The 12,824-nt window shown below is 71.6% G+C and carries 10 protein-coding genes; 5 read left to right on the top strand and 5 right to left on the bottom strand.

What is annotated here, in order from left to right:
* Positions 1–64 precede the first annotated feature (64 nt).
* Positions 65–1,186, top strand: a complete 1,122-nt coding sequence (locus BKD26_RS15985; protein WP_084898890.1) for an ADP-ribosylglycohydrolase family protein — start codon at positions 65–67, stop codon at positions 1,184–1,186.
* On the opposite strand, the gene BKD26_RS15980 is transcribed toward BKD26_RS15985, so the two are convergent.
* Both BKD26_RS15980 and BKD26_RS15975 read right to left on the bottom strand, forming a co-directional pair.
* Complete coding sequence (locus BKD26_RS15980) at positions 1,171–2,694, bottom strand: sodium:solute symporter family protein (protein ID WP_084898529.1); 1,524 nt, start codon at positions 2,692–2,694, stop codon at positions 1,171–1,173. The two genes, BKD26_RS15985 and BKD26_RS15980, sit on opposite strands and share 16 nt — an antisense overlap.
* Before the next feature lie 318 nt (positions 2,695–3,012).
* A complete protein-coding gene (locus BKD26_RS15975) occupies positions 3,013–3,795 on the bottom strand; it encodes an SDR family oxidoreductase (RefSeq protein WP_084898528.1) in 783 nt (260 codons plus the stop codon).
* Between the two features lie 55 nt (positions 3,796–3,850).
* On the opposite strand from BKD26_RS15975, the gene BKD26_RS15970 reads away from it, so the two are divergent.
* Positions 3,851–4,687: a hypothetical protein gene (locus tag BKD26_RS15970; protein WP_084898527.1), complete on the top strand. Its 837-nt coding sequence runs from the start codon at positions 3,851–3,853 to the stop codon at positions 4,685–4,687.
* A 72-nt stretch (positions 4,688–4,759) separates the two neighbouring features.
* Here BKD26_RS15970 and BKD26_RS15965 read toward each other — a convergent pair whose 3' ends face one another.
* The 3 genes from BKD26_RS15965 to BKD26_RS15955 all read right to left on the bottom strand — a co-directional run bounded on the left by BKD26_RS15965 (position 4,760) and on the right by BKD26_RS15955 (position 7,079).
* Positions 4,760–4,960: a DUF397 domain-containing protein gene (locus BKD26_RS15965; protein WP_073757389.1), complete on the bottom strand. Its 201-nt coding sequence runs from the start codon at positions 4,958–4,960 to the stop codon at positions 4,760–4,762.
* Between the two features lie 265 nt (positions 4,961–5,225).
* Positions 5,226–6,092: a helix-turn-helix transcriptional regulator gene (locus BKD26_RS15960; RefSeq protein ID WP_073757390.1), complete on the bottom strand. Its 867-nt coding sequence runs from the start codon at positions 6,090–6,092 to the stop codon at positions 5,226–5,228.
* Between the two features lie 252 nt (positions 6,093–6,344).
* A complete protein-coding gene (locus BKD26_RS15955; protein ID WP_084898526.1) occupies positions 6,345–7,079 on the bottom strand; it encodes a GPP34 family phosphoprotein in 735 nt (244 codons plus the stop codon).
* A gap of 179 nt (positions 7,080–7,258) precedes the next feature.
* Here BKD26_RS15955 and BKD26_RS15950 point away from each other — a divergent pair, with 179 nt between their 5' ends.
* The 3 genes from BKD26_RS15950 (at position 7,259) to BKD26_RS15940 (ending at position 12,741) form a co-directional block, all read left to right on the top strand.
* Positions 7,259–9,871 (top strand): hypothetical protein, encoded by a 2,613-nt coding sequence (locus BKD26_RS15950; protein WP_084898525.1) that lies wholly within the window; start codon positions 7,259–7,261, stop codon positions 9,869–9,871.
* Between the two features lie 507 nt (positions 9,872–10,378).
* Positions 10,379–12,025 carry an MFS transporter gene (locus BKD26_RS15945; protein WP_241518702.1) on the top strand — a complete coding sequence of 549 codons (1,647 nt, stop codon included), beginning with the start codon at positions 10,379–10,381 and terminating at the stop codon, positions 12,023–12,025.
* Between the two features lie 41 nt (positions 12,026–12,066).
* Positions 12,067–12,741: an adhesin gene (locus tag BKD26_RS15940; protein WP_241518685.1), complete on the top strand. Its 675-nt coding sequence runs from the start codon at positions 12,067–12,069 to the stop codon at positions 12,739–12,741.
* Positions 12,742–12,824 lie beyond the last annotated feature (83 nt).

Genomic DNA, 12,824 nt, shown 5'->3' with positions numbered 1-12,824 from the left:
GTTCCCTTCGATTACAGTGCTGCGCGCCGACAGTGACATCGGCGGGCGACGGGAGGGACGCGAGGTGAGTGCAGCAGCCGCGGCTGTCTGGGGCCGGGCCGAGCAGCAGGACTTCCGTGCCCGGGTGCGTGGCTGCCTCCTCGGCGCCGCCATCGGCGACGCCCTGGGGGCGGGCGTGTCCGGGTTGTCCGTCGAGGCGATCCGGGCGGCGCACGGGGCCGACGGGCTGACCGACCTGGCGCCCGCGTACGGGCGGCGCGGTGCCGTGACGTCCGCGACCCAGCTGACCCTGTTCACCGTGGACGGTCTGATACGCGCCCAGGTGCGCCGCGACACCGGTGCCTGGCATCCGCCCACCGACGTGCACCGCGCCCATCTGCGATGGGCCGCCACCCAGCGCGACTGGGGTCCCGACGAGCGCCGCAAGGACAACGGCTGGCTCGCGTGCGAGGAGTGGCTGTACGCCCGCCGCGACCCCGCGCACGCCACCCTCACCGGGCTGGGCGACGAGATCCTCGGCACCCTGGACAAGCCGAAGAACCCCGCCGCCCGCGACGCCGGCGCCCTGGTGCGCTCCGCGCCGTACGGGCTGCTGGTGGGCTGGGAGCCGCAGCTGGTGTGCCAGCTCGCCGTCGAGTGCGCCGTCCAGACGCACGGCCACCCCACCGCGTACCTGTCGGCCGGTGCCTTCGCCGTCGTCGTGCACGGCCTGGCCCGGGGCGAGAGCGTGGACGGCTCCGTGCAGCGGGCGCTCGCGCAGCTGGCGGCCCGCCCCGGTCACGAGCCGGTCAGCGACGCGCTGAAGCACGCCCTGGGTGCCGTACGGCAGGGGATCCCGAGCCCCGCGCGGATCGCGTCGCTGGGCGACACCGACGGTGAGCACGCCGAGGACGCCCTGGCCATCGCGGTCTACTGCGCGCTCGTCGGCGAGGACGTACGGCACGGGCTGCGGCTCGCGGTCAACCACGACGGCCCGTCGGAGACGACCGGCGCCCTCACCGGGGCGCTGCTGGGCGCCCTGCACGGCGAGACCGCCCTCCCGCCGGCCTGGCTGGCCGAGCTGGAGGGGCGGCCCACGATCCTTCAGTTGGCGGACGACTTCGCCATGGAGATGACGCAGGGCCCGGCCCTGCACGGCCCGGCGGTCTCCGCGCCGGGCTGGCTGGCCCGCTACCCCAGGGGCTGACGCTCGGGGACGACAGCGGCGGGGCTGCCGTCGTCGGAGTGCAGCTTGTCCAGCACGGCGTCCCGCTGCGGGGTGTCCTCCGGCTTGATGAAGCCGATGAGTACGTACAGGATCAGCGACGTGGCGAGCGGCGAGACGATCTGGATCTGGAGCTCGATGCCGTCGAGCCCGTAGTTGGTCAGCCAGAACGCGAACAGGCCGGCCGCCCACGACACCAGCGCCGCCGTCGGCCCGGACCTGCGGAACGTACGCAGCAGACCGAGCATGAACGGGATGGCGATCGGCCCCATCAGGCCGGCCACCCACTTGATGACGACGGTGATGATGTCGCCGAAGGTCGGGGAGTTGACCTGGGTCGCGATCGCCATCGACAGGCCGAGGAACGCCACGGTCGACCAGCGGGCGGCCAGCAGCCCGGCCCGGTGCGACCAGGAGCGGGCCGCCTTGGAGAGGGCGGGCGCGATGTCCCGGGTGAAGACGGCGGCGATGGCGTTGGCGTCGGAGGAGCACATGGCCATGGTGTGGGAGAAGAACCCGACGATGACCAGGCCGAGCAGCCCGTGCGGCAGCAGCTGTTCGGTCATCAGGGCGTAGGAGTCGGACGCGTCGGGCTTCTCGGGCGTGACCAGCAGCGGCGCGCACCACATGGGGAAGAAGAGGACCAGCGGCCAGATGAACCACAGCACCGCCGACAGCCGCCCGGAGCGGGTGGCTTCGCGGGCGGTGGGCGTGGCCATGTAGCGCTGGGCCTGGTTCCACATGCCGCCGCTGTACTCGAAGGTCTTGATGAAGAGGTACGCGAGGAGGAAGGTCACCGTGTACGGTCCGGCGGTCGGCGCGGTGTGCCCCTGGAGCTCGGGCCGGTCCCACACGGTCCACAGGGCGCTGAAGCCGCCGAGCTCGGCCATGACGGCGACGAGCATGGCGATGCCGGCGAAGAACTGGATGATGAACTGGCCGAGTTCGGTGAGGGCGTCGGCCCACAGCCCGCCGACGGTGCAGTAGATGCCGGTGATGACACCGGTGATGAGGATGCCCTGGTTGAGCGAGATGCCGGTGAAGACGGACAGCAGGGTGGCGATGGCGGCCCACTTGGCGCCCACGTCGACGATCTTCAGCAGGACGCCGGACCAGGCGAGGGCCTGCTGGGTCGGCAGGTTGTAGCGGTTCTTCAGGTATTCGAGCGGCGAGGCGACATGCAGCCGTGAGCGCAGCCGGTTGAGCCGGGGCGCGAAGAGGTGGGCGCCGATGGCGATACCGATGGCGATGGGGAAGGACCAGGTGACGTACGAGGTGACGCCGTACGTATAGGCGATGCCCGCGTATCCGGTGAACATCACCGCGCTGTAGCCGGACATGTGGTGCGAGATGCCCGACAGCCACCACGGCATCTTGCCGCCGGCGGTGAAGAAGTCGCTGACGTTGTCCACGCGTTTGTGCGACCAGACGCCGATCGCGACCATCACACCGAAGTAGCCGATGAGCACGGCCCAGTCGAGAGTGTTCATGTGCCCCCTCCAGGGGTCCGCCTTGTGAACGTCGAAGCGCGTCGTCAGTGCGTCCGGTCAGCGGCGCCCCCGTGCGGGAGCGGGGACTTCGGGGATTGAACCGCCAGTTCGAGCAGCCGGTCAAGGCATCCCATGGTCACGAATATGAACGTGGATCAGAAAGCAGAACAGTTTTACCTTTTCTTGACCCACGCGGCCGTTGTCGCGCCCGTGACGGCGGCCACACGATGATCGGGCGCTTCGTCAGGTCCGTACGACACATGGCACAGCGACCGCACGGGATGCGGGTCCCGTGCGGTCGGCGAAAGGGAGGGCGCTCTACCTCATCAGCTCGCCCGCGTTGACCAGCAGCGACTGGCCCGTGATCGCCCGCGCCCGGTCGGAGGCGAGGAACACCGCCGCCTCGGCCACATCGGCGTCCGTGGCGAGCTCCGGCAGGGCCATCCGCTCGGCCAGCCGGCCCAGCACCTCGTCCTCCGCCACGCCCTCGGCCTCGGCCGTCAGGCGCACGTACGCCTGGACCGGCGGCCCCCACATCCAGCCGGGCAGCACGGTGTTGACCCGTATCCGGTGCGGCCCCAGCTCGCGCGCCAGCGAGTACATCGCCGACGTCAGCGCGCCCTTGGACGCCGCGTACGCCGCCTGCCGCACCTGCGACGGGGCGGCCACCGCCGACTGCGTACCGACGACGACCACGCAGCCCCCGCGCTTCTTCAGCGCCGGCAGGCAGGCCCGTGTCATCCGCAGCGTCCCCAGCAGGTTGACGTCCAGCACCCGCTGCCAGGCGGCGAAGTCGGCGTCCTCCAGCCCGCCGAAGTGGCTGTCGTACGCCGCGACATGGACGACCGCGTCGATCCCGCCGAACCGCGCGACGGCGAGCGCGGCCAGCGCCTCGCACCGGGCCTCGTCGGTGATGTCCGTGGCGAGGTACGCGGTGCGCCGCCCCTCCGGGTCGATCCGCTCGGCGCAGGCGGCGAGCTTCGCCTCCGTACGCGCACCGAGCACCGCGTGGCCGCCGTCCCGCACGACGGCCGCGGCCACCTGGTGACCCAGGCCGGGCCCGACGCCGGACACGATCACGGTCTTGTCGCGCAGCAGCATCCGGCGCCTCCCCGGCTCTGGACGAGTTATCTGACGCACCGTCAGAGTAGGCCGCATGAGCGACGACGACAATGACACGCGGAGCGAGGATTACGCGCGGCTCGCGGCCGTCGGCCCGTACGGGGTGCGTCCCGGCCACGCCCTGATCACCATGGTCGAACCGCACCCCGGCCACGAGTACGCGTACAACCGCTGGTACGAGGACGACCACTACTACGCGGGCGCGATGGCCATGCCCTGGATCCAGGCGGGCCGCCGCTGGGTCGCCACCCGCGACCTGCAACTGCTGCGCCACCCGGCCACGTCGGCGGTCGCCCGGCCGGTGACCGCCGGGTGCTACCTCTCCACGTACTGGATCACCGAGGGCCGCTACGACGACCACATGAAGTGGACCGTCGCCATTAATAAGCGCCTGAACCGCGACGGCCGCGTCCACCAGGCCCGTACGCACGTCTTCACCGCGTTCCACGACCACGCGGCCACCGTCTACCGCGACGGCGCGGCCGGCCCACGCGACCACCACGCTCTGGACCACCCCTACGCGGGGCTCGTGCTCCAGGTCATCGACACCGAGGGCCCCGAGCGGCGTGCGGCCCTCCTGGAGTGGCTCCGCTCCCGGTACCTGCCACGCCGCCTCGCCGGCTCACCGGCCGCGATGGTCACCCTCTTCCGCCCCACGCCGCTGCCGGGTGACCGTATGACGTACGTCAAGCAGGTCGAGGCGGTCGACACCCGCCTGACCCTGCTGTGGTTCCTGGAACAGGACCCGCGCACCTGCTGGCAGGACCACTTCACCGACCTGGACCCGGGTGACCGGGGCCGGGTGGAACTGGTCGCGCCCTTCATCCCGACGGTGCCGGGGACGGACCGGTACGTCGATCAATTGCGCTAGCGCATGGCCGAGCCCCCTCGGCCGGGACGGCGGACCAGTCGAGAGGGCTCATCGGTGACGCGCCGGCGGACTTCAGAGAGCCCCCGTGCTCACTTCACGCACGAACGCGTTCCACGACTCGGGGACGAACGTGATCGACGGACCGGCGGGGACCTTCGAGTCCCGTACCGCGATCGCCGCGACGACGGGGGACTTGACCTCGACGCACGCGCCGTTCCCGCCGGAATACGAGGACTTGGTCCAGGTCTCCGTGGCGCCCTGAATGATTGCCATCTTCTCCGCTCCGGTTCTCGACAGTGACAGCAGTGACTCGCACCGGCCCGACCTGCAGGCTGGCGTGATCGACGCTACTCGTCGAGATCTGTGTGCGGGGCGGGCGTTCACTCGACCGGATGGCATATTCCATGCGGGTCTTCCGCTGGAAGCCGGTGGGGGTGTACCGTACCGGCTTCTTCCCCGGCGGCCTGGGCCAATCCCTGTCATTCCGGCCGTAATCGAGGCATTCGGAAGCAGGGGCAGTATGGGCGCAACAGGGACGTCACTGCGCCAGGTCCGTGTAGTCCTTGATGACCTCGCCGATGAACTGCCGCGTCTGCTCCACGTTCAGCGCCTGGGCGCGCAGGTGCTCGTACATCACGCTGTACCGCTGCACGTCGTTCGCCTTCTCCAGGTACAGATCGCTGGTGACGCCCTCGATGTAGACGACCGAGGAGTCGGCGGCGTCAGGGAACTCCAGGATGGCGTAATGGCCACTGATGCCCGGGTGCGCGCCCATGTCGAACGGCAGTACCTGCACGGTGACGTGCGGCAGGTGCGACTGCTCGACCAGGTGCTCCAGCTGCTGGATCATCAACTGCTTGTCGCCGACCACCCGGCGCAGCGCCGACTCGTCGATCACCGCCCACAGGCGCAGCGGCGTCTCGGCGTCCTTGATGCGCTCCTGGCGGCGCGCGCGGACGTTGACCCGCTTCTCGATGTCGGCCGGCGACGACTCGGGCAGCGCGCCGGTGATCAGCGCCTCCGCGTACTGCCGGGTCTGCAGCAGGCCCGGCACGACCTGGGGCTCGTACACCCGCAGCGAGGCGGCGTCCGTCTCCAGGCCGATGTAGACGCTGTACGGGATGTCGCCGAAGGCGTGCCACCAGCCCTGCTGGCGCGAGTCCTTCGCCATCTGCATCAGCGAATCGACGATACGGTGGTCCTCGACCTCGTACACCCCGCACAAGTCACGGACATCGCGCTGGCTGATCGAGCGACGGCCGTTCTCGAGGCGGCTGATCTTCGACTGCGAGACGAGCAGGCGCTCCGCCACCTCCTCCGCCGTCATGCCCTTGAGCTCACGCAGCCGGCGCAGCTCCTGGCCCAATCTGCGTCGCCTGACGGTGGGGTTGACGTTGGACGCCACGGGAAACTGCACCTCCGGCTGCTTGGCTGCGGTAGCTGGCGTAGCTCTACGTATCTACTGCTCAGCAGACTGCCACCAATGGGCTGTGCGCGCTGGAAAATGGCCACACGAGCGCCTGTGCGTACGCACGTACGGACACGCGCGAGCGCGCGGGGCGGCCCTCGCGGCTGCCCCGCGCGCTCATGCGGCTCCCGGAAAGCCGGGGCGTGGGGGTGGTGCGTGCGCTCAGTGTGCTCGGTGCGTTCAGCGCGTTCAGTGCGCCACGGCGCGGGCCATCGACCCGCTGCGTGACTGCGGCTGCATCGGTACGGCCGTGGCCGGGCGGCCACCGCCTCCCGAGCCGGGGCTACGACGTGGCTGTGCGCCCACGCCGTTCTGGACGTCCATCACGGCGTGCGCCACGAGACCGCCCATCGGGTCGTGCCTGATCAGGTCCCGGAGCCGCGAACGCGATGAGCGCCCCTCGTTCCCGGGATAGAGGTGCTTGCCGAGACCGACCGCGTGGGCCAGCGCGGCGAGCGCCGCGGTCCGCGGGTCCGGCGGTACGCCGGTGCGGATCGCACTGTCCAGCCGGGCCCTGATCTCCCGGCTGATCGCCGTCTCCGTCGCCTGGTAGCGCGTCGTCGGCAGCACCCCGCACATCTGGCCCTCGACGGCATGCACCATGCCGCACCGCTCCAGATGCGAGAGATACGTCTGGCGCAGCCCCAGTCGGGGCCCGCCGATCCAGTGGACGGCCCGCACCGGACTGCCACGCCTGCGCAGCAGCTCGAGCGCGGAGTCCAGTGTCGGATCTCCGGTCGGCCGTGGCATCACCACGGCGATACGATCCCCGTCAGGGGCTATCCGTCCTGCCAGAGCCAGCTCCACTAGCTGTGCTCCGGCCAGGCCGAGGTCGAGCGACTGCGGCTGCGCTGTGGTACCCGTGGCCGGGTCCAGAGCGAGCAGCAGAAGCTCCTCCGGAAGTGTTCTGCGGCTCCTGCCCATCCATGCCTCCCCGCGTGGATGAATGACAGGGTGACCCCTCTCACATTGGTCTGTCGAGAGCGCCTGGGTGCTTCGTACGGGAACCAGTAGGTATGTCGTTCTCGTCTTGCACGGGGGCCAAGCGCTCACACAGGACACTGATACATGGTTCGGACAACGCGTTGATTGAAGGAGGCACGGTGGCGGGCGAGTCCCCCGACAAGTCGGAGCAGCAGAAGTCGCCGGGGGAGACGGCTTCGAACGAACGCGATCCGAGGCTTGCCGTGCTCGGTGACGCCGGGTCTCCGGAAGGGGACGCAGAGGTCCGGGTCGACCAGCCGACCGCGGTGTTCAGGGCGCTCCCCCGGGACGAAGCCGACCGGGAGGGCGGGGACGCGAGGGACGCCGACCGGGAGGACGCCGACGCGAAGGACGGGGACGCCCGCCTGCGGGACGCCGTGGCGGCGTGGGTCACGAAGGCGGACGGCCCGGCTGCCGCCACTGCCACCGACGACGACGAACCGGGCGAGTCCGCTGCCCCCGAGGCGCCGGCGGCGGGCAAGGCCGACGAGCCGGGCGCCGAGAGCGTTGAACCATCCAGCCAGGCCGGCCCCTCCGCCCAGGCCGAAGAGTCGGCTCGTACGGCGGAGACGGCCGCGACGGCCGCCGAGCGTGGTGACTCGTCCGGCAAAGCGGACGTGCCGGTGAAGGCGGACGTGTCGCCCCGCGCGAGCGAGCCGCCCGCCAAGGCCGACGAGCCGGCCCGAGAGGCCGCCGAGGTGTCCGCCGCGGCCGGCGTGCCGGTCCGTGAGGCCGCCGAGCAGCCCGCCAAGGCCGACGAGCCGGCCCGCGCCGGGGTGGCCGCCGAGCAGCCCGCCAAGGCCGACGAGGTGTCTGCCAAGGCCGACGTGGTCTCCGCCGCGGCCGGCCGGCCGGTCCGCGAGGGTGACCAGCCGGTCCGCGAGGCCGACGACCCGGTCCGTAAGGGTGACCAGCCGGTCCGCAAGGCCGACGACCCGGTCCGCAAGGGCGACCAGCCGGTCCGCGAGGCCGACCAGGTGTCCGCCGACGCCGACGAGCCGAGCGCCGCGACGGGCGATGAAGCGGCCCGCAAGGCCGACGAGCCATCCACCGAGGCCGACGAGCCGGCCCGCGCCGGGGTGGCCGACGAGCCGTCCGCCGAGGCCGACGAGCCGTCCGCCGAGGCCGAGGCGTCCGCGGAGGCGGCAGCGGCGTCCCGCGAGGACGAGCAGCCGCCCGTCGACCAGCCCACCGCCGTGTTCCGGGCCGTGCAGCGGAAGCCGGTGGACCAGCCGACGACCGCGCTCAAGGCCATCACGCCCGAGTCGCCCGCCGAGCGGACGAGCAAGTTCGTCCCGCTGCGCGCGGACGACGTGCGCCCCGCCGCGAAGAAGCCCGAACCGCAGGCCCCGGCTCCCGCCCCGGCCCCCACCTCTTCCGCCCCCGCCAAGGCCGGCGGCCCGCCCGCCTCACTCACCGAGGCCGAGCGGACCAAGCAGCAGCCCCTGCCGCCCCGGCCGCCGCTCGACATGCTCGCCGAGCTGACGAACACGCCGCCCCCGCCGGAGACCCCGGTCCGCACGGTCGTCCGGCGCGTCAAGATCTGGACGCCGCTCGTCGTCCTCCTGGCGATCGTCTTTGCGATCGTGCAGTTCGTGCGGCCGCTGCCCGCACCCACCCTGGCGATGACGGCCAAGCCGTCGTACACCTTCGAGGGCGGCAAGCCGTCCCTGCCGTGGCCGAACGAGGGCCAGGGGTACATGTCGGCGACCGGCCTCGGCACCGTCGACTCCTTCGGCGAGCAGAAGCCCGTACCCATCGGCTCCGTGGCGAAGGCCATGACCGCGTACGTGATCCTCAAGGAGCACCCCCTGAAGGAGGGGTCCAAGGGCGAGATGATCGAGATCGACGCCCTGGCCGAGACGGAGGGCGGCTACGACGCGCAGAACGAGTCGACGCTGAACACCGTGAAGGCCGGCGACAAGATCTCGCAGTACGACGCGCTCGCCGCCATCATGATCCCCTCCGCCAACAACATCGCCCGGCTGCTGGCGCGCTGGGACGCCGGTTCCGAGAAGGCGTTCGTCAAGAAGATGAACGACACCGCCAAGGAACTCGGGATGAAGAACACCACGTACACCGACCCCTCCGGCCTGAACCACACCACCGTCAGCTCCGCCGAGGACCAGGTGAAGCTGGGCGAGAAGCTGGTGGAGATCCCCGCGCTGCTGGAGATCACCGCCAAGCCGTGGTGGACGGACCCGTCGGGCAAGAAGTGGCGCAACTACAACGACCTCGTCCCGTACGACGGCGCGCTGGGCATCAAGACCGGCAGCACCACCAAGGCCGGCGGCAACCTGCTCTTCGCCGCGCACAAGAAGGTCGGTGACACGGACCAGCTGATCGTCGGTGCCGTCCTGGCCCAGTACAAGACGCCGATCCTCGGCAGCGCGATCGCCGCCAGCAAGGAGGCGATGAAGGCTACGCAGGCCCTGCTGGAGAGTCAGACGGTCGTCAAGAAGGGCGATGTCGTCGGGCACGTCGACGACGGTCTCGGCGGCAGGACCCCGGTGGTCGCGACCAAGGACGTGACGGTCGTGGGTTGGTCCGGTCTGACGGTCAGGCTGGAGCTGGGCAACGGCGGCCGCGCGCTGCCCCACTCGGCGCCCGCCGGCACGCAGGTCGGCGTCCTGACCGTGGGCGAGGGCGCCAGCCAGGTCCGGGTGCCGGTGGCCCTGAAGAGCGCCATGGCCGAACCGGGCCTCGGCGACAAGCTGACGCGTCTCGGCTGAAACCTCCCTGGGCGCCCCGGATTTCCGGGGCGCCCGCGTGTTAGCGTCCGGACACGTCCGGGCAACGGAAGGCGCCCGGACGACGTCTTCGCAGACAGCACGTAGCAGGGACGTGGGGGACGACGCAGAGAGCAGAGAGCCGCAGTGACCACCACTGAGCCGACCCGCGCTGAGCCGACCCGCGCGGAAAGCGCCTCGACTTCCCGGGCGCGAATAAGGCCACCGGCCGCCTCGGCCGCCTCGGCCGCGCCCGAGGCTCCGGCGCACCCGGCGGATCCCGAGGCCGCCGCCGCGCCCGGGGTGGCCGGGACGACCAAGGCACCCGCCAACGCCCCGGCGCCACCCGCCGCGCCCGGGGTGGCCGGGTCACTCGCCGTACCCCGGACCCCCGACTCGCCCGTACGCCCGGCGGACGTCAAGGCTCCTGCCGAACGGAAGGCGTCACCCGCCGTTCCCGCGCCGTTCGTCCGCCACCCGGTCACGGTCGCGACGGCGCTCGCCGCGCTCATCCACATCGTCTGGTTCTTCGTCTTCGCGAACAGCGGCGGCGACCTCGCCGCGCAGGACGCGTGGGCCGAGTTCGTGGGGCGGCACCCGGATTCCGCGTACAACCTCGCCTGGTACGGCGGGATGCATCCGGTGTCGTACAGCGTCGTGTCGCCGTACCTGATGTCGCTGCTCGGCGTGCGGACGACGATGATGATCGCCGGTACGGTGTCCGCCGCGCTGACCGCGCTGATCCTGGTGCGGGTGCGGGCGGTCCGCAATCCGCTGGCGTGCTCACTCGCCGGGGTGTTCGCGTTCCTGTGCAACGCGCTGTCCGGCCGCGTCACGTTCGGCCTCGGCATGATGTTCGCGCTGGGTGCGGTGGCCGCCGTCTTCTGCTGGCCGCACCGGTGGCGGACGAGGCGGTGGGCCAAGGCCGCCGTCGCCGCGCCGCTCGCGGGGCTGGCGACGGCCGCGAGTCCGGTGGCCGGGCTGTTCCTGGGGGTCGCGGCGGCGGCGTTGTTCCTCAACAAGCGGCGCCCCGGCGCGTACGCGCTCGGGCTCGCGCCGGTCGTGGTGGTCGCCCTCTCGTCCTGGCTGTTCCCCTTCTCGGGTACGCAGCCGATGTCGTTCGGGTCGACGATGCTGCCGTTCGCGTTCGGGGTCCTGGTCTTCGTCCTCGTACCGGAGGACTGGCGCACGGTCCGTACCGGCGCGGCCGTGTACGCGCTCGGCACGCTCCTCACCTGGCTGATCGACTCGCAGATCGGGTCGAACGTCTCTCGGCTGCCGATGCTGTTCGCGGGCGTCGTCCTGCTGGCGGCCCTGCCGTACACCGCCTGCCGCACCCGCAGGTGGTACGCCCTGCTCCTGGCGTTCGTCGTCCTGAACGGGTGGATCGGCTTCAAGAGCGCCGACGACATCATCCGTACCGCGCCCGACGCGTCGTGGGCGCGCGAGGCCGCGCCGCTGATCAACCAGTTGCAGCAGCTGGGGGCGGAGAAGGCGCGGGTGGAGGTGGTTCCGGCGCGCAGCCACCGGGAGGCGTCGGCGCTGGCCCCGTACATCAACCTCGCCCGCGGCTGGAACCGCCAGGCGGACATGGAGCGCAACCCGGTCTTCTACGACGACACGCTCAACTCCGTCACCTACCGCGACTGGCTGCACCGCTGGGCCGTCCACTACGTGGTGCTGCCCAAGGGCGATCCGGACACCGGTGCCGAGCAGGAGGCGGAGCTGGTCAAGGACGGCCAGCCGTACCTCCGGCCGGTGTGGTCCGACGCCAACTGGCGGCTGTACGCGGTGGAGGACCCGACCCCGCTGGCCGACCCGCCGGCGACGGTGGACCGGGCGGGCGCCGGGGAGGTCACCATCCGGGTGCGGACGGCGGGCCGGGTGCTGATCCGCGTCCCGTACTCGCCCTGGCTGGCGCTCCTCGACGAGGACGGCAAGAAGGTGGAGCCGCCGCAGGAGACGAAGGCGTCGCTGGAGCGCGAGGACGGCCCCAAGACGTTCCTCAACCTCCACGGCTGCCTGCTGAAGGCGGAGGAGGACCGGGAGGGCGACGAGTGGACGGAGCTGCTCGCGCCGAAGCCGGGGGTGTACCGGCTGGCCGCACCGTACAAGATCTTCCCGCGCGGCACTCCCTGCCCGGAGGAACTGCGCTGACCCTCACGGTTACCGAGGGTCGCGCTGCATAGTGGTCGGCCATGGCGAGCGTACGCACTGTGCTGGCAGCGGGAACCGTCGTGGCCGCGGGCTGCCTGATCGCCGCGGTGACCCTGCTGGGCGGCGACACCCGCCCGGACCCCGGCCTGGACGGCCGGTTCCCGGAGCGGAGCCTGCCGTCCCGTATAGCCCCGACGCGCCCGCCCACGTACACGGCGTGGGCGGGCCCGGGGTGCGAGGACGGCCGCTACGTGGAGGGCGGCCGTTTCGAGAACGGCGACGCCGCCTGGTACACGGTGGCGTCCGGCGGCTTCCGGGGCGGCGGCTGCGACGGCCGGTTCACCGCCCTGCCGATGTCGGGCAGCCCGGACAGGGACGGTACGGGCACGGCGACGTGGACGTGGCCGGTGGGCACGGACTACGAACGGTGCGCCCTGGCGGTGTTCGTCCCCAAGGGGCCCCGCGACATCGATGTCGCCGGCGACCCGGCCGTCTACCGCGTCCTCGCCGACCCGGACGACCCCAGCTCCACGTACGCCGCCTTCGGCGTCCGCCAGCCCGTGCACCGCGGCACCCTGGTCCAGGTCGGCACCTACCCGGTCAGGTCCCCCACGTTCACGGTCCACCTCACCGACCGCGGCCGCGACTGGGGCGCCGCCCCCCTCACGGGCGCCCACCACGCGGCGGCCCAACTGCGCCTGACGTGCCGGGGCTGACCAGGGGTGTGGTGGTGTAACAAGTACTAAAGCGTGTTGCAGAAGGCTGTGGCGCGGGCATTTTCCCTGTATGGGTGGGGTGC

It is taken from the genome of Streptomyces sp. CB03238, assembly GCF_002099185.1.
Taxonomy (GTDB): Bacteria; Actinomycetota; Actinomycetes; order Streptomycetales; family Streptomycetaceae; genus Streptomyces.
Note: the sequence above shows the minus strand (reverse complement) of the source record. Positions and strands in the feature narration are given on the sequence as shown.